Source organism: Burkholderia sp. A2, assembly GCF_001729305.1.
Classification (GTDB): Bacteria; Pseudomonadota; Gammaproteobacteria; order Burkholderiales; family Burkholderiaceae; genus Burkholderia; species Burkholderia sola.
This window is the reverse complement of record NZ_LZXX01000105.1, coordinates 120,229-141,894: the sequence shown is the minus strand read 5'-3', so window position 1 is coordinate 141,894 and position 21,666 is coordinate 120,229. Positions and strand designations below refer to the sequence as shown.

The window sequence follows — 21,666 nt, the reverse complement described above, 5'->3', positions numbered from 1 at the left end:
CATTCCTCGCATTGAAAAGGCACGGCTCATGCGACACCGACGCCCAGGTAGCGGTCCTTCACGTCGTGATCGGCCGCGAACGCCGCGTTGCTGCCTTCGTAGACGATCACGCCCTGTTCGATCACGAAGTGGCGGTCCGCGAGCTGCGTGCACACTTCGAGGTTCTGTTCGACGAGCAGGATCGCGACGCCGGCCGCCTTGATCCGCTTCAACTGCTCGACGATTTCCTCGACGATCACCGGGGCCAGCCCCTCGACCGGCTCATCCAGCATCAGCAGCCGCGGATGATTCATCAGCGCGCGGCCGATCGCGAGCATCTGCTGCTCGCCGCCCGACAACTGCGCGCCGCCGTTGCGGCGACGCTCCTTCAGGCGCGGAAAGATCCGGTAGATATCGTCGAGCTGCCACGGCGAATCGCGACGCGCGCCGAGCCGCAGGTTCTCCTCGACCGACAGCAGCCGGAAGATCCCGCGATGCTCGGGCACGAAGCACAGGCCGCGCGCGGCGATCCGGTGCGCCGGTTGCCCGGACACCGGTCGGCCCGCGAACGTCACCGTGCCGCCGGTCGGCGCGACGACGCCCGCGATCGTCTTGAGCGTCGTCGATTTACCCGCGCCGTTGCGGCCGAGCAGCGTCACCGTCTCGCCTTCGTTCACGTTCAGCGAAATGCCCTGCAGCACGTGGCTCTTGCCGTAGCAGGCGTGCACCTCCTTCACGTCGAGCATCATGCGCGGCCTCCCGTGATCATGTTGCCGAGATATGCACTGCGCACGCGCGCGTCGCCGCGAATCGCGTCGGGTTTGCCTTCGACCAGCACGCGCCCCTGCTGCATCACCGTGATCGTGTCCGAAATGTCCATCACGATGCCCATGTTGTGTTCGATCAGCACGACGGTGTAGTCGTCGCGCAAGCCGCGGATCAGCGCCTTCATGTCGTCGAGATCGTCGATCCCCATGCCCGACGTCGGCTCGTCGAGAAAGATCGCGCGCGGCCGCGCCGCCAGCGCCATGCCGACCTCGAGCCGGCGCTGCTGGCCGTGCGACAGCACGCCGGCCGCGGTATCGGCGAAGCGCTGGAGGCCGAGCCGCTCGAGGACGTCGTCGACGATGCCGTCATGCGCGAGCGCACCGCGCGGCGGCGTCCACGGATTCAACGCCCGCCGCGATTCGACGCCCTGCGCGGCGACGCGCAGGTTCTCGCGCACGCTCAGGTTCTGAAACAGGCTCGTGACCTGAAACGAGCGTGCGATGCCGCGTCGCACGCGCTTGTGATCGGGTTCGTGCGACACGTCGTGGCCGTCGAACAGGATCGAGCCCGACGTGATCGGCAGCGTGCCGGTCAGCGTATGGAACAGCGTCGTCTTGCCCGCGCCGTTCGGGCCGATCACCGAATGCACGGTGCGCGGCATGATGCGCAGATCGACGCCGCCCAGCGCGGTGAACTTGCCGTAGCGCTTGACGATGCCGCGCGCTTCGAGAATCGCTTCGCTCATTGCCGCTCCTTGACCGTGGCCACCGCGCGATCGCTACGCCGCAGCGACGCCACGATGCGTTCGCCCAGCCCCCACAATCCGCGCTGCATGAACAGGCTGACCGCGATCAGCACGAGGCCGAGCAGCAGCAGCCAGCGCGGCCACAGCGTCGACAGCCAGTCCGCGAACAGCACGTAGAACGCCGCGCCGAGCACCGACGCGAACAGGTTGCCCGTGCCGCCGATCACCGTCATCACGAGGATCATCTCGCTCGTGTGGTAGTCGATATTCGACAGCGGTGCGATGCCCGTCATCAACGCGTGCAGCGCGCCCGCCAGGCCCGTGACCGCGCCCGAGATCACGAACGCCGCGAGCTTGAAGCGCTTCACGTCGTAGCCGGCCGCGGCGGCGCGCGCCTCGTTGTCGCGAATCGCGAGCAGCGTGCGGCCGAACACCGAGCGCGATACGCGCAGCAGCAGCCAGAACACCGCGACGAACAGCACCGCGACGAAGCCGTAGTAGCGCCACGGCGAATCGAGCGGGACGAGCGGATGCCCGAACGCGGCGAGCGCCGGCCGCGGGATGTCGAGCAGCCCGTTGTCGCCGCCCGTCACGTCCGGCGTCGTATACGCGAGGAAGTAGAACAGTTGCCCGAACGCGAGCGTCAGCATCACGAAATAGGTGCCGCGCTGCCGGATCGAGAACCAGCCGACGAGTGCGGCCGCGACCGCGCCGAGTACCGCGGCCGCGAGCAACGCGGCCGTCACGGACGCGACGCCGCGCGTCAGCACCAGCCCCGCCGCGTAGCTGCCAAGCCCGAAGAAGATGCCCTGCCCGAACGACAACAACCCCGTGTAGCCGAGCAGCAGGTTGCAGCCGAGCGCGGCGAGCGCGAACACCAGCACTTCGGTCGCGAGTGACCCCGAACTCAGCACCAGCGGCAACACGCACGCGGCCACCACCGCGAGCCAGCCTTCCGGCCGCTGCAGCACGCCGCGCCACGGCTGCGGGCGTTGCGACGCTGCCGCGCCCGGCGGCAGCGGTTTCGACGAATCGATCATGCGGCTCTCCCCAGCAAACCGTTCGGACGCAGCAGCAGCACGGCCGCCATCGCGACATAGATCATCAGCCGCGCGCCTTCCGGCCACAGCGTGCTCATCAGGCTCTGCACGATGCCGACCAGCAGCCCGCCGACGAGCGCACCGAGAAAATTCCCCATCCCGCCGACGACGACCACGACGAACGCGACGCCGAGCGCCTCGATGCCCATGAACGGATCGACGCCGCGGATCGGTGCGGCGAGTACGCCGGCCAGCGCGGCCGTCGCCGCGCCGAGCGCGAACACGAGGCTGAACACGCGCGTCACGTTGATGCCGAGCAGCGACACCATCTCCGTCGATTCGCTGCCCGCGCGCACCGTACTGCCGAGCCGCGTGCCTTCGAGCACCCACCACAGCAACGCGGCGAGCACGGCCGTGAACGCGATCACGAACAGCCGGTACTTCGGGTAGACGAAGCCGCCCCAGATCACGACGCCGTTCAGTGCGTCGGGCGGCGGCACGTTGTCGCCGAGCGGCCCCCACGCGAGGATCGCGCACTCCTGCAGCACGAGCGCGAGCCCGACCGTCGCGAGGATGTGGAATTCATGTTGCTGCGCGTACACATGGCGCAGCACCAGCTTCTCGACAATCCATGCGAACGCGCCGACGACGAGCGGCACGAGCGCGAGCGCGACCCAGAAATTCGCCGACCATTGCAGCGCCTGGTAGCAGAGATACGCACCGAGCAGGTAGAACGCGCCGTGAGCGAAATTCACGAAGCGCAGCAGGCCGAACACGATCGACAGGCCGACCGCGAGCAGGAAATACAGCATGCCCACGCCGATGCCGTTGACGATCTGCAGCAGATAGACGTTCATGGCTTCCGTGTCGGAAAGGAAGGTAACGGACGCCCGCGGCGCGCGATGCGCCGCGAACGCATGCACGGCGTCACGCGAGCTTGCAGCCCGTCCTGTCGAGCGGCAGGAACGACTGGCCGGAGCTGACGATGTCGGCATAGTCGTCCGCGTTCTTCATCCGGCTCTTCGGCTTGCCCTTCAGCAGGTAGTAGTTCTTCAGCACCTGGTGGTCGCCCTTGCGAATTTCCTCGGGGCCGGTGAGGCCGTCGTACTTCATCCCTTCCATCGCCGCGACGACCTTCTTCGGATCGGCGCTGCCGGCCTTCACCATCGCGTCGACCAGGATCTTCGAGCAGATGTACGAACCCGCGAGGCTGTAGTTCGGGTTCGCCTTGAACGCGGCGTTCGCGCGCTTCACGAGATCGCGGTTCAGCGGCGAATCGATGCCGTGCCAGTACTGCGCGCCGAAATACACGCCGTCGCAGATGTCCGGCCCGAGCGCCTCGAATTGTTCGAGGCCCGATGCCCACGCGAGCAGGATCGTGCAGTTGCGCTTCATCCCGAAGCTGACGGCCTGACGCAGCGTGTCCGACGATTGCGAGCCGAAGTTCAGGATCAGCAGCACGTCCGGCTGCGCGGCCGCCGCGTTCGTCAGGTAGCCGCTGAACTCCTTCTCGGCGAGCGAGTGGTAGCTGTTGCCGACGTGCTCGATGCCCTTCTCCTTGAAGACCGCCTTCGCGGCCGACAGCAGGCCGTCGCCGAACACGTATTGCGGCGTGATCGTGTACCAGCGCTTCGCCTTCGGCAGCATCTGGATCAACGGGCGCACCGTCTGCTCGATCGCGCCGAACGTCGGCACCGACCAGCGGAACGTCGCCGCGTTGCAATCCTTGCCGGTGATCTCGTCCGCGCCGGCCGTCGTGATGAACACGCCGTCCGCCTTCTGGACTTCCTTGCCCATCGCCAACGATTCGGATGACAAAATACCGCCCGCGAAGAAACGCACGCCCTTCTGCTGTGCGATTTCCTGCACGCGCCGCACGGCGGTCGCGGGCTTGCCCTCGGTGTCGAGCGCCGTATAGGCGAGCGGCGCGCCGAGCACCTTGCCGTATTGCTTGACGACGAGCTGCATGCCGAGATCGGCGTACTTGCCGTTGGCGGCGAACGGGCCGGACATCGGTACCGGGCAGGCAAGCTGGATGGGCGAGCCCTGCGCGAACGCGGCCCGGGACGACATGCTGCCGAGCGCGCCCGGCACGGCCGACAGCGCGGCCAGTTTCAACAGTTCTCGGCGATTCAAGTTGACGCTCCTCATGAGGGGGGACACACGCGATACGACCGACTGCCAAACCGTGCCCACGCCATGCCTGGATGCGCGTCGCCGGTTGATCCTATTTATCATGATAAATAGAATGAACCTGATGCTAGAGTTGATCAAAATTGGTGTCAATCAGGCAAAATTCCGTACCCCGCGCCGGGACGATCGTCGACGATGACGCGGCGCGCGGTCAGACAAAGGAGTCGTGAAGATGGTCATGGACCGAGCCAGGGCGGGCCTCGCGGTCGAAATCAAGCAGCCGAAGCGGGCCGACCTCGTCGCCGAGGAGATCAAGCGGCTGATCACCGAGAAGGACCTGAAGCCGGGTGACCGCCTGCCGCGCGAAGCCGAGCTGCAGCAGCTCTACGCGGTGAGCAAGAGCACGATCCGCGAGGCGCTGAAATCGCTCGAGGTGCAGGGGCTCATCAAGGTCACGACGGGGCCGTCGGGCGGCGGAATGGTCGTCGAGGTGCCGCTCGACCGCACGCTTCAGCTCCTGCAGAACTACCTGTTCTTCAAGGACGTGACGATCGACGACATCTATACGGTGCGCAAGCTGCTCGAACCCGAACTGGCCGCCGGCGCCGTGCCGCATCTGACGGCGCGCGACTTCGCGGCGCTGGAAGCGAACATCGCGTGCTGCGACGGCGCGTCGGGCGTGCACGATCGCGGCCACATGCTGCGTCAGCGGCAGGAGGACACGACGTTCCACGACATCCTCGCGGCCGCGAATCCGAATCCGTTCCTGCGCTTCAGCTGCGAACTGATCAACGAGATGATCCGGCAGTTGATCGAGTTCCGGAACGACACGCCGCTCGTCGAGCACAAGCGCTTCGGCGAAGCGAACGTGTCGATCCACAAGGCGATCCTGCACGCCGCGCGCGAGCGCGATGCCGAGCGCGTCCGGGCGCTGATGGTCGAGCACATGACCGAGGCGCCCAAGCACGTGAAGCGGATGAAAGGCAAGCTGCGCGGGCGGTTGATCCTCGATTCCGAGATCCGCAGGCGCGCGGCCGCCGGATCCGTTGCGGCACTCGATGCGGCCGCAACGGATCCGGAAGAACGCTGAGCGACGGCACACATGCGGCGCGGGCGCACTCGCCGATGCGCTGCACCCGACCGAACGCACGCTGCACCACCGGCTCGACAAGGACGGCATCACGTTCCCGTCGCTGCTCGACGACGTGCGTCCCGACGAAGCCGTGCGGTGGCTCGACGATCACGCGCTGACGGTCGCCGCGATCGCGGAGCGGCTCGGCTACAGCGAGCCGGGCCACGCTTCCGTTCCGCTCGCACCGGGCAATACCAACAAAAACCGCGGCAAAGTACGGCTCGGCGACGGCCGGCCGACGCTGGTCGAATAGGACGCGCGCCGGCGCGGCGATCCGGACACCCCATGACGCGTGGCGGCGTATCGAAACCGAGACGCGTCAGCGCAGCGGCGTGCGGATTTTTCCGTCGACCTTCAACGTGCGCCGGTCGCGCGCGACCTCGTATTCGACCGTCTGCGCGGGCGTGACCGCGCCATAGGATCGGCCGTTCACATAAACGACGCCATCGCGCAACTCCACCCTGTCGCCGTTGACCGTCGCGGTGGCCCGGTCGCCCTGCAACACCGCGCCCGAACAACCGGCGGTCGAGACGCTGCGGACCGACGTGCCCGGCATCGCGGCGTTCCCGCCCTGGTCCGCCGCATGCGCGGCGCTGCACGGCGGTGCATCCAGCGTGCCGGCCGGGTGGAGCGGCGCCGCCCCGATGCCGCTCCCGGCAAACAACGCGATTGTCATCGGCAGCAGCTTGTTCATCAGGATCTCCGCGGTCCGCAGTCGTCGATCGAGGGTCGATCGGCGCCCTGCTCCCAGATCGGCCTACTCCGCCCAGTATGCGGCCACTTCGCCGCGGGCGGCGATCCGCTTCAATACCCGTCGCGGCCCCGCAGCCCGAGCGTGGTACCAGCGCTGCGCCCGCCGGGCCCCCGGCAGCACGGAAACGCCCGCCCGAAGCAATCGATCCGATGAAAATCCGCCTTGCTCAAGTTGCGACTCGCAACTATTATTGATTGCGACACGCAACCTTTCGGGAGCAAACCATGGACCTCATCGACGCGCCGGCCAAGCCGCGCGACGCGACCATCCTCGAGCTGCGCGACTTCTCGCGCAAACTGGTGCGCGAGCTCGGCTTCATGCGTGCGACGCTGGCCGACAGCGACTGGGCGCCGTCGGCCGTGCACGCGATCCTCGAGATCGGGATGGCGCCCGGCATCAACGCGAAGGATCTCGGCGCCATCCTGCGGCTCGACAAGTCGAACACGAGCCGGCAACTCGCGCGGCTCGAAGCGGCCGGTGTCGTGGAGCGCCGCGTGTCGAGCGAGGATGCGCGTGCGATCGAGCTGTACCTGAGCGCCGAAGGCAAAAAGCTCCAAAAAAAAATCGACACGTTCGCGACCGACCAGGTGTCGAATGCGCTGCGCCGCATGATGCCGGCCGACCAGCAGGCGCTGCTGCGTTCGCTCGCGCTGTATGCCGACGCGCTCGCGCAGGACAACGCAGCCAGGGCGCCCATTGCGCCCGCCGATGCGCCGTCGGTTCGCGAGGGCTACCAGCCGGGCTGCATCGGCGACATCGCGAGCCTGCATGCGCGCTTCTATGCGGAACACTGGGGTTTCGGCGCGTTCTTCGAGCAGCGGGTGGCGACCGAACTGGCTGCCTTCGCGGGCGCGCTGCCGGCCGACGGCAAGGCGCTCTGGCTGTGCCAGGAAGACGGGCGCACGCTCGCGTCGCTCGCGATCGACGGCGACCCGGCGACCGGCGTCGCGCACCTGCGCTGGTTCATCGTCAACGATGCGTTGCGCGGCTCGGGCGTCGGGCGACAGTTGATGACGCTCGCGATGCGCTTCGTCGACGAACACCGGTTTCGCGAGACCTACCTGTGGACGTTCAAGGGGCTCGACGCCGCACGCCATCTGTACGAGTCGTTCGGCTTTGCGCTGACGAGCGAAGCCGCGGGCACGCAGTGGGGGACCGAGGTGGTCGAGCAGCGCTTCAGCCGGGCCGGGCCGGCGGGCGGTTGAGATCGGCGCGATTTACCCGGCGGCTTTTCGAATAGCGTTGCCGTTGCCTGGTCGTGAAAATCCGGCAACGGCAAACTGGTCGCGATGCAGTTCAAGCACCGCGTGCTGCCGCACTTTATGCCTGCGCGTAGCGGTTGCGCGGATAACTCACGTCGAGATGGTCACGCAACGTCGCCCCTCGATACTCGGCCCGGAACAGACCACGCGCCCGAAGGATCGGCACCACCTGCTCGACGAACTCGGTGAACGCCGTCGGCGTACCGCCGCCGACGATGAAACCGTCCGCGGCGTCGGCTTCGAACCATTCCTGCAGGCCGTTCGCGACGTGCTCCGGCGTACCGATGAAACGCGGCCGCGGTGCGGCCGCTTCGAGCGCGACCTGGCGCAACGTCAGTCCGCGCTCGCGCGCATTGCGTTTGATCTCGTCGGTCCCGCTGCGGAAACTGTTGCTGCCGAGATCGCCGAGTTCGGGAAACGGCGCGTCGAGCGGATATTGGCCGAAATCGTGATGTTCGAAGAATCGGCCGAGATGGTCGAGCGCGCTGCCGACCGTGATCAGTTTCAGACTGTCCTGGTATTGCTGCTCCGCGTCCTCGGCCGTCCGCCCGACGATCACGCCGATTCCCTGGAAAATCTTCAGCTCGTCGGGTTGACGCCCGTGCTCGGTCACCTGCCGCTTCAGATCCGCATAGAAGTCGCGCGCCTGAGCGAGCGTATCGTGATGGGTGAAGACGGCATCCGCATGCGTGGCCGCGAGTTGCTTGCCGGCGTCGGACGCGCCGGCCTGGAACAGGATCGGGCGAGCCTGCGGCGTACGCCCGACGTTCAACGGCCCCTCGACCGAGAAATACTTGCCCTTGTGATCGAGCGTATGAAGCTTGGCCGGATCGAAGAACACGCCGCTCGCGCGGTCGCGCACGAACGCATCTTCCTCCCATGAATCCCAGAGCCCCTTCGTGACCTCGAGATATTCGTCGGCGATCCGGTAACGTTCGTCATGTTCCGGATGCTCGGTGCGCGAAAAATTCCGCGCGGAACCTTCGAGCGGCGACGTCACGACGTTCCAGCCTGCGCGCCCGCGGCTCAGGTGATCCAGGCTCGCGAACTGCCGGGCAACCGTGAACGGCTCGCTGTACGACGTAGACAGCGTTCCCACCAGCCCCACCCGCTCGGTGACGGCCGACAATGCCGACAGCAGCGTGAGCGGCTCGAAACGATTCAGGAAGTGCGGGATCGATTTCGCATTGATATGCAGGCCGTCCGCGACGAACACGAAATCGAACTTCGCGGCCTCGGCCTGGCGGGCCACGCGCTTCGCGAAATCAGGATTGATGCTCGCGTCGATCACCGCGTCGGGATGGCGCCACCCGGCGTAATGTCCGCCGGGACCATGGATCGTCGCGCCAAGATGGATTTGCCTGGAACGCCCGTTCTGCCGCACTGCCTGCGTTTCGCTCATGATTGGTATTCGTTTGTTCTACTGATATAGATGTAAAGACGCTTCCTCTGCCACCCCGGCTTCATCGGTGCCGAGATTGCGGAAACAGCGACTGCCCGATGTACGGCGATCAGTCGTCGAGCGCCGAAGCTCGACCGATCGCCGACGCGTTCGAATGACTCATTGCGAGAACTGCTCGCTGCCGATCAGCCCGATCTTCGTCGCACCTTGTCGCTGGGCGGAGGCCAGCACTTCGGCCACCGCCTTGTAAGGGGCGGACTTGTCCGGGCGCAAACGGATCTCGTCCTGGTCGGCCTCGGCCGCCACCGCGCGGAATTTCGCGTCCAGCGCGGCGCCGGCGCCCACGGCCGCGCCGTTCCAGTTGACCGTGCCGTCCGCGCCGATGTCGATCTGCACCACCTGGGGCGGATGCGGCGGCACCGGCGGATTCCCCACCGGCAGGTTCATCTTCACCGAATGCATCTGGATCGGAATGGTGATGATCAACATGATCAGCAGCACCAGCATCACGTCGATCAGCGGCGTGGTGTTGATGTCGACCATCACTTCGGGCTCGTCCCGGCCTGCGCCGGCGCCTGCGTTCATACCCATCGTTCGAACTCCTTAACCGCCGCGTGCGGGCGGTTGCGTGATGAAGGCGACCTTGCCGATCCCGGCCCGCTCGCACGCGGTCACGACCTTGCCGATGTACTGATACGGCGTGGCCTGGTCGCCGCGCACGTGCACGTCCGGCTGCGGCGCCTGCGCCGACACGTCTTTCAGCCGCGTCACCAGCGTCGGCAGGTCCACATGCTCGGTGCCCCAGAAGACGTCGCCCTGCCGGTTCACCGCGATCTCGATGCTTTTCGGCTGCGTCTGCAGCGGCTGGACGCGCTCCGCCGGCAACTGCACCTGGACCGTATGGGTCACCACCGGGATCGTGATCAGGAAGATGATCAGCAACACCAGCATCACGTCCACGAGCGGCGTCGTGTTGATCGCCGAGATGACCTCGTCGTTGTCGTCACTGCCGACACTGATTGCCATGACGCGCTCCGCTTACGACTGAACCGCCAGCGCCTGCGGCGACTGCGCGGCGGGCGTCGCGATGCCGCCCGCCGCGCGCCGGCCGCCCGCGAGCAATACGGTATGCAGTTGCGCGCCGAAATCGCGCACGCGCTCCATCACGGACTTGTTGCGGCGCACGAGGAAGTTGTAGCCAAGCACGGCCGGCACGGCCACCGCGAGGCCGATCGCGGTCATGATCAGCGCCTCGCCCACCGGGCCGGCAACCTTGTCGATCGACGCCTGGCCCGCGATGCCGATGGCGGTCAGCGCGTGGTAGATGCCCCATACGGTGCCGAACAGGCCGACGAACGGCGCGGTGGAACCCACCGTGCCGAGAAACGCCAGACCGTCCTGCAGCCGGTTCGACACGCTCGTGATCGAACGCTCGATGTTCAGGTCGATCCAGGTATTGCGGTCGACCGAATCGAGCAGCGCGGTGTCGTGGTGTTCGCCCGCCTCGATCGCGTTCTCGGCGATGAAGCGAAACGGCGACGCATCGTCGAGCTGGGCCGCGCCCTCGGCCAGCGTCGGCGCATTCCAGACCTGCTCGTCGGCCGATTTCGCGCGACCGTTCGCCCGCGCCTGTTCGACGAACTTGGTGATCATGATGTACCAGCTGCCGAGCGACATGACCACCAGCAGCCCGAGCACGAAGCGGGCGACGAAGTCGCCGTTTGCCCACAGCGCGCCCAGCCCGTACGGATTCTCGACCGTTGCCGACGTCGCGGGCTCGGGCGGCGGCACCGCATGATCGGCCGCGGTTGCGGCAGCCGGCGCCGCAGAGGTCGGCGCCCCGCCGGAGGCCGCCTGGCTCGGCGCGGATGCCGCCGCTTGCTGGGCAAGCACGGCTTGCGGTGCAGCCAGCGTGCCGCCGATGCCGGCCGTGATCATCAGACTTGCCGCGATCGCGGCGCGAAAGCGCTTGTTCATAAGGACTCCGTATGCGTCATGTGTCGATTCGAAAAAACGGCCCGGTCGAACGGCTTGCCGTGGCCTGCATCAATTCAGGTTGAACGAAAACGGGACGCGCACGCGCACGGGCTCCCCCTGCGCAATGCAGTGAAACCGCTTGACCGCGTTGAGCGCCGCACGATTGAGCACCGGGTCGGCCGGCTGCGCGACCCGCAGGTTCGCGACGCGGCCGTCCGGGTCCACCGTGAATTCGATCGTGACATCGCCCGTGATGTTGTTGTCCTGCGCCTCCGTCGGATAGACGATCGACGACCGGACTTCGTCCGAATTCGGGCAGACCACGCCGATCTCGCGGTTCACCGGCTTCGCGACCGGCACCGGCACCGGCGCAGGCGCGGGCGGCGCCTCGTGCACGGGCGCGCTCGGCGCCGGCACGTCCTGGTGCGTGATGGTCGGCTGCGGCGGCGCCTGCACGCGCACCTCGGGCGGCGGCACGAACGGCGGCGGCGGTGGCGCCACCCGCGGCTTGGACACGACCTTCTCGACCGGCTTCGGCGGTGGGGGCGGCGGAGGCGGCTTCACCGGCACGATGATCCGGGTTTCGATCGGTTGCTGGACGATCTGGACGACCCGGGTGGCGAGCCCATTCACGAGCGCCCAGACCAGCACGAGATGCAGGACGATGGCAATCGCGATGCCGCCGAAGCGGCGTACCGGATGAGTCTGCTTGTTGCCGAAGCGGCGCGGGCGGCCGATTGCCGCGAACTGCGATTGAGAAGCGGTTGTCATGTTCGGTCCAGTTGCAACGAGGTCGAAGATGCGGCGTGCCCGGCGGCATCCGGTCCATCGTCGACTTCGATCACGTGCTGCGTTCGATGGAATGTCATGTCGATCGCATCAGGCCGCGGCGGGCTCGCGCCGGCCAACCGGCTGCCAGCCGAGTGCCGGGGCGATACGCGTGATGAAGTCCTCGAGGATCTGCCGATAATTCTCGAACGGCAGGTCGTAAGGCAATTCGAGGCGCAGCTCTCGCACCTGTCCGACCACCGGGTCGGCCAGCAACCGCTCCACGATCTCGTCCGAGGTGCCGACGAGATCCGGCGCGAACAGCGTGCGCCGCTCGCCCTGCGGCGCGAGCGTGCGCGCATGGCGGCCGTCGGCAAACGCGCGATAGCGTTCGCGCTCGCGTGCATTCGCGCCGTCGGTCGGCACGATCACGCGCCCCAGCGCAATACGCGGCGCGGTGGCTTCGCTCCAGTGCGCGCGGTACAGCTCGAGCTGCCGGAGCTGGGCATCAACGTAGCTGTCCGTCCCCTCGCCCGTGGTCAGATTGCCGATCAGCAGGTTGAAGCCGTTTCGGGCGGCCCACTCGATCGAGCGCCTCGACCCGCCTCCATACCAGAGCCGGCCCGTCAATCCGGGCGCATAAGGACCCACGCGCGGCCGCACGCGCCCCGCGGCCGACTCCACGAACGTGTCGTCGTCGCCGAGCCAGTCGCCGGCGAGATTGCGGCGCAGGCGCGCCACCCGCGCGTGCGAGAAGTCGACGAGATCCGGATCGGTGTCGAACAGCCGCTCGCCGAGCAGCGCGCCGTGATTCGGTGCGCCCGCACTGAGTCCGACGTTGAGCCGCCCGTGCGACAGCACGTCGACGGTCGCCAGATCCTCGGCCAGCCGGAACGGATTCTCGTAGCCCATCTGGATCACCGCCGCACCGAGCCCGATCCGCGTCGTGCGCTGGCTCGCCGCCGCGAGAAACGTGGCGGCCGACGACACGGCGCGCTCGAGATGGCGCTGCCGCACCCACGCGCTGTCGTAACCGAGCGCCTCGCCCACGCGGAACAGTTCGAGCGTCCGCTCGAAGCCCGCGCTCGCATCTTCGTCGGGATAATTTCCCGGCGTCAGGAAGGCTATATGATCAATGCGTACGTTGCTCACCTTTCTCATCCTTCGTCATTTGCCGTGGTGCCGGTGCATGGCCACGGCACCACTACGACAGCACCTTGGACAGGAACTCGCGCGTACGCGGATGCGCGGGGGCCGTCAGCACCGCCGACGGCGGCCCCGACTCCACGACGCGCCCGCCGTCCATGAAAACGATCGTGTCCGCCACTTCCCGCGCAAAACCGATTTCGTGCGTGACGACGATCAGCGTGGTCCCGGAACGGGCAAGCTGACGTATCACGTCGAGCACTTCGTTCACGAGTTCCGGATCGAGCGCGGAAGTCGGCTCGTCGAACAGCAACACCTTCGGCTTCAGCGCAAGCGCGCGCGCGATCGCGACGCGCTGCTGCTGCCCGCCGGACAACTGACGCGGCCACGCGTCGGCCTTGCCGGCGAGGCCCACCCGGGCGAGCAGCGTGCGTGCTTCCGCTTCCGCCTGCGCACGCGACAGGCCGGCCGCGACCGGCGCCTCGACGAGGTTCTCGAGCACGGTCAAATGCGGGAACAGGTTGAAGCTCTGGAACACCATGCCGACTTCGGCGCGGCGGCGCAGGATGTCCTTTTCCTTGAGCTCGTAAAGCGTGCGCCCGTCGCGGCGATAGCCGACCAGTTCGCCGTCGATGTCGATGAACCCTTCGTCCACGCGCTCCAGATGGTTGATGGTGCGCAACAGCGTCGACTTGCCCGATCCCGACTGCCCGAGCACGACCGTCACGCTCCCGGACGGGATCGCCAGCGACACGTTGTCGAGCACCTTCAGCGATCCGAAGCTCTTCGATACGCGGTGAATGCCGACGGCCGCGCCGACGCGCTGCTTCGCCCAGCCGGCCGTCTCCGTGTCCGGCGCGGCGGCGGCGGCGGCGGCGGCGGCGGCCAGCCTAGCGTCAGTCGCCGAGCCACGGAACAGCAGTGCGTCGAGCGCAAGCCGACCTCTGCGCAGGACTGCGAAGCGGCCCGGCACGGCGACCGCGTCGCGCGTCGCACCGCGCGCATAGTGCCGCTCGATATGCACCTGGATCGCCGACAACACGGTCAGGATCACCAGATACCAGACGGTCGCGACCATCAGCATCGGGATCACTTCGAGGTTGCGGTGGTAAATGATCTGCACCGTGTAGAACAGATCCGGCATCGCGAGGATATAGACGACCGCCGTGCCCTTCGCGAGGCCGATCACGTCATTGAACGCGGCGGGCAGGATCGCACGCATCGCCTGAGGCAACACGATGCGCCAGGTCTGCCGCGCGCGCGGCAGCCCGAGCGCGGCCGCGGCTTCGCGTTGCCCGTGATCGACGGACAGGATGCCGCCGCGGATCGCCTCCGCCGCAAACGCGGCCTGGGTCAGCGTGAGCCCGAGAATGGCCGCCATGAACGGCGTGATCAGGTCCGTGGTCGGGCCGCGCAGGAACACGATGTCCGTGAACGGCACACCCAGCCTGACCGTGTCGTACAGATAGCCGAGATTGTTCAGCAACAGCAGCAAAACGATGGTCGGAATCGAGCGGAACAGCCAGATGTACGCCCATGAGCACGACGACAACAGCGGCGAACGCGAGAGCCGCGCGAGCGCGAGCGGAATGGCCAGCGCGAAGCCGAGCACCGCACCGAGCGCCGTCAACAGCAGCGTCTGCCCGAGGCCCGCGAGCACGGCCTCCGAGAAAAACCAGTGAGCAAAGACGTTCCAGCCCCAGCGCGGGTTGCCGAGCACCGAATAGAGAACGGCCGCGATCAGCACGATCGCCGCGACGGTGCCGGCCGCCCTGGCCGGATAGCGAGCGGGAACGACGCGGTAATCCGCGTAGTCGGGGCCCGCCGGTGCGGCGGTATCGGGCACGAACGGTGCGTGGCCGGCAATCCGGGAGAGGTCGTTCATCACGCAGTCTCTGCGGTTGCGTAGCGGCTCACGCGACGCGGCAAGCCGAGATGGTCGCGCAGCGTGGCACCCGGTAACGCACGGTCGTAGCGACCTCGCGCTTCGAGTGCAGGAATCACGTAACGGACGAAATCGTCGAGCCCTTCGGTCTGCACCTGGAAGCCGAGGATGAAGCCGTCAGCCGCGCCTGCATCGAACCAGCGGATCAGTTCGTCCGCGACTTCCTCGCCGGTACCGATGAACCCTGGTTTCGGCGTTGCCACTTCAAGCGCCACTTCCCTGAGCGTCGAACCGTTTTTCCTGGCCTCTTCCTTGATGCGATCGGTCGTGGAACGGAAACTGTTCCTGCCGAGTTCGCCCAACTCCGGAAACGGCGCGTCGAGCGGATACTGCGAAAAATCGTGATGCTCGAAGAAGCGGCCGAGGTAGGCCAACGCTTCGTCGATCGTGAGCAGGTCGCGAATCGCGCGGTACTTCTCGTCGGCTTCTTCACGCGTCGCGCCGACGATCGGCCCGATGCCCGGGAAGATCTTCACGTCGGTTCGTGCGCGTCCGTGCGCCACCGCGCTGTCGCGCACGCGTTCGGCGAATTCGCGCGTCTCGTCGAGCGACGGCGCATGGGTAAACACCGCATCGGCATACTTGCCGGCCAGCGCGATGCCGGCATCCGACGATCCGGCCTGGAAAATCACCGGCTGCCCTTGCGGCGAGCGCTGGATGTTCAGCGGCCCCGCCACGTTGAAAAAGCGCCCCTTGTGGTTCAGCGTGTGCAGCTTGTCGCGGTCGAAGAAGCGGCCGGTTGCGCGGTCGCGCACGAACGCGTCGTCGTCCCAGCTGTCCCACAGGCCTTGCACCGTTTCCAGATATTCGTCGGCGATCTCGTAACGCAGCGCATGATCCGGATGTTCGCCGCCGTAGTTCTTCGCGGACCCTTCGAGCGGCGACGTCACGACGTTCCAGCCGGCACGGCCGCCACTGATCAGGTCCAGCGATGCGAACTGGCGCGCCACCGTGAACGGGTGGCTGTACGACGTGGACAGCGTGCCGGCGAGCCCGATCTTCGACGTCGCCGTCGCGAGCGCGGACAGGATCGAGATCGGCTCGAAGCGGTTCAGGAAATGCGGGATCGATTTCTCGTTGATGTAGAGGCCGTCCGCGACGAACACGAACGCCACGCCGTTGGCTTCGGCCCTCTGCGCGATGCCTGTGACGAAATCGATATTGACGCTCGCGTCGGCCGGGCCGGCCGGATGCTTCCACGAATTCATGTGGCCGCCGGCGCCGTGAAGGATCAGTCCGAATGTCAGGTTACGTTGGGTCATGGTCAGATCAGCATGCGAAAGAGGGAAAAGGAACGCTCGCCGTCAAACGCCGACCGGCTGCTCGACGCGTGCCAGCGCTTCGAGCGATGCGAGACGTCTGGTCGGGTCCGTCACCGGGTTGTCGATCACGAACTCGTCGATCCCGAAGCGCTCATGCAGCGCGTCCAGCTCCCGGTGCACTTCTTGCGCGGTGCCGGCCAGCGCCTGCGGATGCAGTTCGTCGATCCGGAAATCGGTCACACCGATCTGGCGCGCAAAATCGGCCGCCGCCTCCGCGCTCGGCAGGTTGACGCTCTGCCCGTTCCCGAAACGCAGCTTGAAGATCCTCAGCGCGCCGACCTGGCGTTTCGCGTCCTCGGACGACTCCGCGGCAACCGCGAACAAGGCGAGCAGCGGCACGTGGCCCGTCGCATTGCGATAGACGTCGATCGACCGCTCGATATTGGCCACGTCGCCGTTGAAGTGGCCTGCATAGCAGAACTGCCAGCCATGCCGCGCGGCCAGTTCGGCGCTTTCCGGACTGCCGCCCAGCAGGATCCGCTGCGGCGGCTCCGCCGGGGCGGGCAGTGCGATCGCGCCGGCGAGCGGATGGTCCGGTGCGACGCCGTCGCCGAGAAACGCATCGAGCTCGGCGAGTTGGCCGGCGAAATCCGGCTTCTTCGACTTGTCGTGAAACCACTGCAATGCGCGCGTGGAGAGCGGCAGCCCGCCGGGCGCCTTGCCCACGCCGAGGTCGACGCGGCCGGGTGCAATCGAAGCCAGCACGCGAAACGATTCGGCCACCTTGTAAGGGCTGTAATGCTGAAGCATCACGCCGCCCGACCCGACGCGAATCCGCGACGTATGCGCGAGCAAATGCGACACGACGATTTCAGGCGCCGAACTCGCGAGACCCGGCGCGCCGTGGTGTTCCGCAATCCAGTAGCGCTTGTAGCCGAGTGCTTCGGCACGCTTCGCGAGCGCGATCGTGAAACTCAGTGCGTCATGCGCGCTCGCCCCTTCTGCAATCGGGCTTTTGTCGAGAATCGAGAGGGAATAAGACATGAAGCTCAACCTTGTAGAACGGCTGACCCGCCGGAACGAAGCGGCGTCCGGCGCGTGCCGATACAGCGGAACATGCCGGACAGGTCATTCATTATGGATAACGGAGCACCTTCCCGTTACGGTCATTTCTGCTATGGATATGGTCGTTCGATCAGAACAGATAGCGCGCGCGCAGATAATAAAATCCGCCGTTGACGCCGATCGTGCTGCCGCCGCTGTACTGGATACCTTCCAGTTGCGTCTCGAAAGGCAGCTTGCTCGGGCGAACGTCGAACAGGTTTTGCGCGCCTGCCGCGATCTGGAACTGCTTGGTCACGTCATAGCGCACTTCGAGGTCGGTCACATACCGCGCGGCTTCCTCGTAGTGAACGAACTGCGACGTCGAGAACGCGTTCGGTCCGACGAAGTAGGTCCCCTCGCCCGAGGTCTTCCCGTAGCGCGTTTCATGCAGCGTGACCGCCCACTTGTCGAGACGCCAGGTGCCGCCGATGATGATCTTGTTCTTCGGTGTCGTCGTGGACAGCGATGCGATCTGTTGTCCGTTCAGCGACGGCTTCCCGTTCGATCCGTTCGCCACGTGCGTGACCGACGTCGTATTCAGGTTCACGCCGAAATCCCAGTCCACCTGGCCGTAGCGGCCGAACCCGGTGTGATAGGTGCCGGCGAGGTCGATCCCGCGTGTGCGCGTGTTCGCGCCGTTGGTGAAGTAACTCGCGCTGACCGCCGATGCCGGCACCGAGCCCGGCACGCTCAGGCCCGCGCCTTCCAGCGCGGCGATCGCCGCGGCGCCCGACGCGGTGCCGCCGAGGACGATCCGGTTGCGGATATTGATCTGGTACGCATCGATCGTCAGCTGCAGGTTGCGAACGGGATTGAGCACCAAACCGAAGTTGTAGCTGGTCGACTGCTCGGGTTTCAGCGCCTGCGCACCGATCAGGCGCGCGCCGGGCGATGTCGTCGCCAGGATGCCGCCCACGGACGCGGGCGACGTGGTCACGCTGGTGTAGGACTCCTGGGCCAGCGACGGCGCACGAAAACCGGAACTCACGCTGCCGCGAACCGCGATCGCCGGTGAGAACTGGTAGCGGGTCGAAACCTTGCCGTTGGTCGTGTCGCCGACGTCGTTGTAGTGCTCGTAACGGCCCGCCAGGTTCACCTGCCATTTCGGCGTCAGGTAGGTCGACAGATCGACGTACGTGCCGATCACGTTGCGCGAGATGTCGCTCGCGCTGACCGGCGCGAGGCCCGGCAACGCGGCCGAGCCGCCGTCGATCCACGACGCCTGCTCGCCATTGCGGATCGTGTAGGTTTCGCGACGCTGCTCGACGCCCACCGCGACGTTCAGCGGGGCGGGCAGCAGCGGGACATTGAATGCCCGCGACAGATCGAGGTTGTTCGTCAGCTGGGTGTTGCTGACGGTCGACAGATGGAAGGTGGTCGGCGTAAATCCCGATGCCGCGTACAACCCCGTGTTGGCGGAATTGCGCATCCCGAACACGCTGTAGTCGCCGCCATAGGTCGTGCTCAGATCCCATGCCCAGCCGAACAGGTTCTTGCCCTTCACACCGGCCGTCACCGAGTAATCGTTCTCGTTGATCGTTTCGACCGGCACGAACCCGTTCGGGTAGACCTGCGGCAGGACCGACGGCGGACGATAGTTCTGGTACGCGTCGCCGTTCCGGTGCGCGTAGGTGCCGAACCCGTACAGCTCGACGTCGTCGCCGAGGTAGTAGCCGGCGTTGAAGCCGACCGTTTCGCGCGAACTGGAGGGGTCGCCGAGAATCGGGTTGTAATAGCCCTGCCCTTGCGGAAACCGCCCGAAATAGTCGTCGGGCCCCGTGCGGATCGTATGGTTCTGCCGGTCGAATCCGGCGCTCAGGTCGAGAAAGCCCTTGTCGGCGATGTTCAGGCCGATCGTCGCGGATTCGCTGGTCTTGAAGCCGTCGCCCGAATACGTCTGTCCGTTGGTCGTCGCCAGTTCGCCGCCGTGCGTGTTGCGCTTCAGGATGATGTTGATCACGCCCGCGATCGCATCGGAACCATACTGTGCGGATGCACCGTCACGCAGCACCTCGATATGGTCGATCAGGCCCACCGGGATCGTATCGATATCCACGCCGGTCGAGCCCTGGTTCAGGCCCGGGTCCAGCGTGATGTTCGCAGTGGTATGACGGCGCTTGCCATTCACCAGCACGAGCACGTGGTCGGGCGTCAGGCCATGCAGCGACAGCGTGTCGGTCAGCACGCCGGTATCGCCCGAGTACGAGGTCTTCGTGATCGACGGCGACAGTTTCACCAGCGCGTCGCGCAGGTTGGTCTGCCCGGTCGCGCGCAACTGATCGCCGCCGATCACGTCGATCGGCGTCAGGCTCTTGCTCGCCCGCGTCTCGGTGCGCGAACCCGTGATCACGACGCGGTCCTGCACCTGTACCTTGCCGTCAGGCGCGGCTGAAGCCGACGATGCCGGTGCAACCGCACTACTGGCCGGCGCCGCGACCGCTGCCGCTGCCGCTGCGTCCGCCGTTCCCGCTTCCTGCGCCCAGGCCGCGCCATGAAAGACGCCTGCCGCCACCGCCACCGATATCACTGTCCTGCGCGTCTTCGGCGAAACCCCTTCGCCCCGTGTGTGCCGCATGATTTCTCCGCTCGTTGTCGATCGAAGGCTCGCTACGCGATGCCTTTCAGTAGTAGTGCGTATGATTAGTCAAACGCCATTCCGTTTGGCGGTCTTCATCCACTCAAGCCCAATCAGAGATCGGGAAGCCCGGGCGGATTCGTCGAGGCCTTCGTGATCGCCTCGCTATCGAGATTCCAGCGGCTCAGTACCTGGCGATACTTGCCGTTCTGAATCAGGTCGTTGATCGCATAGGTGATGGGCGCCGCGAGCCCGCCGTCCTTGCGGGTCGTGACGGCCACCTCGGCCGTGTGAGGCCATCCGCCACTGACCGTGCCCACCTGCCTGATCTTCACACCCTGGCTCACCTGGTAAGCCAACACCGCGTTGACGCTGAAAATCGCATCGGCACGTCCCGATGCCAGCGCCAGCGCGCGGACGGACGGGTCGTCGTAATACAGCACGTGAATCGGCTTCAATCCGTGCGCGACATTGTCCTTGTCCCATGCCAGCAGGATTTTTTCCTGATTGGTGCCCGAGTCGCCGATGACGCGCAACCCCGCGATATCCTTCGGCTCGCGAATCTGCTTGATCGCGCTGTTCTGTTCGACGTAGAAACCCAGCACGTCGCGACGATAGGTCGAGAAGTCGAACTTCTGCTTGCGCGCCTCGGTCACCGTCACGTTCGACAGCACCGCGTCGACTTTGCCCGACGCGACGGCGAGCGGCCAGTCCGCCCATGCGAGCGGCACGAGCTTGAGCTTCAGGCCGAGTTCGTCCGCCACCAGTTGCGCGAGATCCGGATCGGCCCCGACGATCGTTTTCGCATCCGTTGCGTACACACTGATCGGCGGAACGCCCACCGCGATCCCGACGGTCAGCACGCCCTTCTCGACGAAGCGGAAATTCTCCGGAATCAGCTTGATGGCGGCCGCATCCGGCGTGACGCGCGGGCGATCATGCTGATCGGGGCTCAGGTTCAGCGATGGCGCCGACTGTGCGATGCCAGCCGCTCCGATGAACAAGAGGGCAAACGCGCCGGACAATGCGAGACCGATTCCGCGACGACGATTCATTTTTCGATATCCCATGGAAGTATTCATCCGTCATGCGCCGAACGGCCGGCCCAACGGCCTGTCCGGCTTCAAATCCTGCAAGCGATCGGTACGGCCCGGCTCGAGCAGATCCTTTGCAAAAGGCAGCCGCCAATGCACTTCCAGTGCGATCGCCGGATCGTATAGCGGTGCGTAGCCGGTGCCGGCATAGAGCGCCGACGCCTCCGGCTGACGAAATCCGGTCGTCAGATAAACGCGCCGGTACCCCTGCTGCAACGCGCGGGCTTCCAGCTCGGCCACCACGCGACGTGCAATGCCCTGACGACGCACGCCGGAATGCGCCCAGATGCGCTTGAGCTCGGCGGTCGTTTCGTCGTAGCGCTGAAATGCGCCGCCGCCCACGACTTCGTCGCCTCGGCGGATCAGCACGAACGCGCCGTCGGGCGGTGCAAACAGTTCGGGCGGATACGTCAGGAGCTCATCGCGCACGACTTCCGCGGGCACGGCGCGAAAGTCCTGGTAGCGCGTGGAATACTCGACCGACAATTCGTCGAACATGGGCAGCGCGAGCGGGTCGAGCGGGGAGGTGTCGATTACTTCGTCTGTCACGGATACGCCAGATGCTTCAAGCCATCTGCCT

The 21,666-nt window shown here is 66.3% G+C and carries 20 protein-coding genes and 1 pseudogene; 3 read left to right on the top strand and 18 right to left on the bottom strand.

The features are described from left to right. Positions 1-26 precede the first annotated feature (26 nt). The 5 genes from A9Z05_RS21155 to A9Z05_RS21135 form a co-directional block, all read right to left on the bottom strand. Positions 27-728, bottom strand: coding sequence for an ABC transporter ATP-binding protein (locus tag A9Z05_RS21155; RefSeq protein ID WP_050013633.1), 702 nt, complete (start codon positions 726-728; stop codon positions 27-29). Next, positions 725-1,492 (bottom strand): ABC transporter ATP-binding protein, encoded by a 768-nt coding sequence (locus A9Z05_RS21150; RefSeq protein ID WP_069619782.1) that lies wholly within the window; start codon positions 1,490-1,492, stop codon positions 725-727. Before A9Z05_RS21150 ends, A9Z05_RS21155 begins: the two co-directional genes overlap by 4 nt. Then, on the bottom strand, positions 1,489-2,532 hold the full coding sequence (locus tag A9Z05_RS21145) for a branched-chain amino acid ABC transporter permease (protein WP_069619781.1): 1,044 nt from the start codon (positions 2,530-2,532) through the stop codon (positions 1,489-1,491). The genes A9Z05_RS21150 and A9Z05_RS21145 overlap by 4 nt, the downstream gene beginning before the upstream one ends. After that, a complete protein-coding gene (locus A9Z05_RS21140) occupies positions 2,529-3,389 on the bottom strand; it encodes a branched-chain amino acid ABC transporter permease (protein WP_050013636.1) in 861 nt (286 codons plus the stop codon). Before A9Z05_RS21140 ends, A9Z05_RS21145 begins: the two co-directional genes overlap by 4 nt. 70 nt (positions 3,390-3,459) lie before the next feature. Continuing rightward, positions 3,460-4,668 (bottom strand): ABC transporter substrate-binding protein, encoded by a 1,209-nt coding sequence (locus A9Z05_RS21135; protein ID WP_069619780.1) that lies wholly within the window; start codon positions 4,666-4,668, stop codon positions 3,460-3,462. 229 nt (positions 4,669-4,897) lie between these two features. On the opposite strand from A9Z05_RS21135, the gene A9Z05_RS21130 reads away from it, so the two are divergent. Together A9Z05_RS21130 and A9Z05_RS21125 are read left to right on the top strand one after the other, a co-directional pair. Then, positions 4,898-5,755 (top strand): FadR/GntR family transcriptional regulator, encoded by an 858-nt coding sequence (locus A9Z05_RS21130; protein WP_069619779.1) that lies wholly within the window; start codon positions 4,898-4,900, stop codon positions 5,753-5,755. A gap of 25 nt (positions 5,756-5,780) precedes the next feature. Beyond that, positions 5,781-5,957, top strand: a pseudogene (locus A9Z05_RS21125) (helix-turn-helix domain-containing protein); the annotation flags it as partial. Between the two features lie 159 nt (positions 5,958-6,116). Here the strand turns inward: A9Z05_RS21125 and A9Z05_RS21120 are convergent. Continuing rightward, positions 6,117-6,491, bottom strand: a complete 375-nt coding sequence (locus tag A9Z05_RS21120) for a sugar ABC transporter ATPase (RefSeq protein WP_069619777.1) — start codon at positions 6,489-6,491, stop codon at positions 6,117-6,119. 284 nt (positions 6,492-6,775) lie between these two features. On the opposite strand from A9Z05_RS21120, the gene A9Z05_RS21115 reads away from it, so the two are divergent. Then, positions 6,776-7,756 (top strand): helix-turn-helix domain-containing GNAT family N-acetyltransferase, encoded by a 981-nt coding sequence (locus A9Z05_RS21115; protein WP_069619776.1) that lies wholly within the window; start codon positions 6,776-6,778, stop codon positions 7,754-7,756. A gap of 115 nt (positions 7,757-7,871) precedes the next feature. Here the strand turns inward: A9Z05_RS21115 and A9Z05_RS21110 are convergent, their stop codons facing one another. The 12 genes from A9Z05_RS21110 to A9Z05_RS21050 all read right to left on the bottom strand — a co-directional run bounded on the left by A9Z05_RS21110 (position 7,872) and on the right by A9Z05_RS21050 (position 21,635). Beyond that, entirely contained in the window at positions 7,872-9,215 is a 1,344-nt protein-coding gene (locus A9Z05_RS21110) for an LLM class flavin-dependent oxidoreductase (protein ID WP_069619775.1), read from the bottom strand. A gap of 159 nt (positions 9,216-9,374) precedes the next feature. Next, a complete protein-coding gene (locus tag A9Z05_RS21105; protein WP_006481100.1) occupies positions 9,375-9,806 on the bottom strand; it encodes a biopolymer transporter ExbD in 432 nt (143 codons plus the stop codon). 12 nt (positions 9,807-9,818) lie between these two features. Then, positions 9,819-10,241, bottom strand: coding sequence for a biopolymer transporter ExbD (locus A9Z05_RS21100; RefSeq protein ID WP_006481099.1), 423 nt, complete (start codon positions 10,239-10,241; stop codon positions 9,819-9,821). A 12-nt stretch (positions 10,242-10,253) separates the two neighbouring features. Beyond that, positions 10,254-11,192, bottom strand: coding sequence for a MotA/TolQ/ExbB proton channel family protein (locus A9Z05_RS21095; RefSeq protein ID WP_059500466.1), 939 nt, complete (start codon positions 11,190-11,192; stop codon positions 10,254-10,256). Between the two features lie 69 nt (positions 11,193-11,261). Further along, positions 11,262-11,963: an energy transducer TonB gene (locus A9Z05_RS21090; protein ID WP_069619774.1), complete on the bottom strand. Its 702-nt coding sequence runs from the start codon at positions 11,961-11,963 to the stop codon at positions 11,262-11,264. A 108-nt stretch (positions 11,964-12,071) separates the two neighbouring features. Then, positions 12,072-13,121: an LLM class flavin-dependent oxidoreductase gene (locus A9Z05_RS21085; protein ID WP_006481096.1), complete on the bottom strand. Its 1,050-nt coding sequence runs from the start codon at positions 13,119-13,121 to the stop codon at positions 12,072-12,074. Positions 13,122-13,164: 43 nt separating this feature from the next. Next, the gene (locus A9Z05_RS38315; protein WP_084044369.1) at positions 13,165-14,991 is read right to left on the bottom strand and encodes an amino acid ABC transporter permease/ATP-binding protein; all 1,827 of its coding nucleotides are present in this window, start codon (positions 14,989-14,991) and stop codon (positions 13,165-13,167) included. Beyond that, positions 14,991-16,313: an LLM class flavin-dependent oxidoreductase gene (locus tag A9Z05_RS21070; RefSeq protein WP_006481094.1), complete on the bottom strand. Its 1,323-nt coding sequence runs from the start codon at positions 16,311-16,313 to the stop codon at positions 14,991-14,993. Before A9Z05_RS21070 ends, A9Z05_RS38315 begins: the two co-directional genes overlap by 1 nt. A gap of 42 nt (positions 16,314-16,355) precedes the next feature. Further along, positions 16,356-17,357, bottom strand: a complete 1,002-nt coding sequence (locus A9Z05_RS21065) for an LLM class flavin-dependent oxidoreductase (protein ID WP_069619773.1) — start codon at positions 17,355-17,357, stop codon at positions 16,356-16,358. A 151-nt stretch (positions 17,358-17,508) separates the two neighbouring features. Beyond that, positions 17,509-19,992 carry a TonB-dependent siderophore receptor gene (locus A9Z05_RS21060; protein WP_069619772.1) on the bottom strand — a complete coding sequence of 828 codons (2,484 nt, stop codon included), beginning with the start codon at positions 19,990-19,992 and terminating at the stop codon, positions 17,509-17,511. A 113-nt stretch (positions 19,993-20,105) separates the two neighbouring features. Then, the gene (locus A9Z05_RS21055; protein ID WP_069619771.1) at positions 20,106-21,047 is read right to left on the bottom strand and encodes an ABC transporter substrate-binding protein; all 942 of its coding nucleotides are present in this window, start codon (positions 21,045-21,047) and stop codon (positions 20,106-20,108) included. Between the two features lie 30 nt (positions 21,048-21,077). Next, positions 21,078-21,635: a GNAT family N-acetyltransferase gene (locus tag A9Z05_RS21050; RefSeq protein WP_069619770.1), complete on the bottom strand. Its 558-nt coding sequence runs from the start codon at positions 21,633-21,635 to the stop codon at positions 21,078-21,080. Positions 21,636-21,666 lie beyond the last annotated feature (31 nt).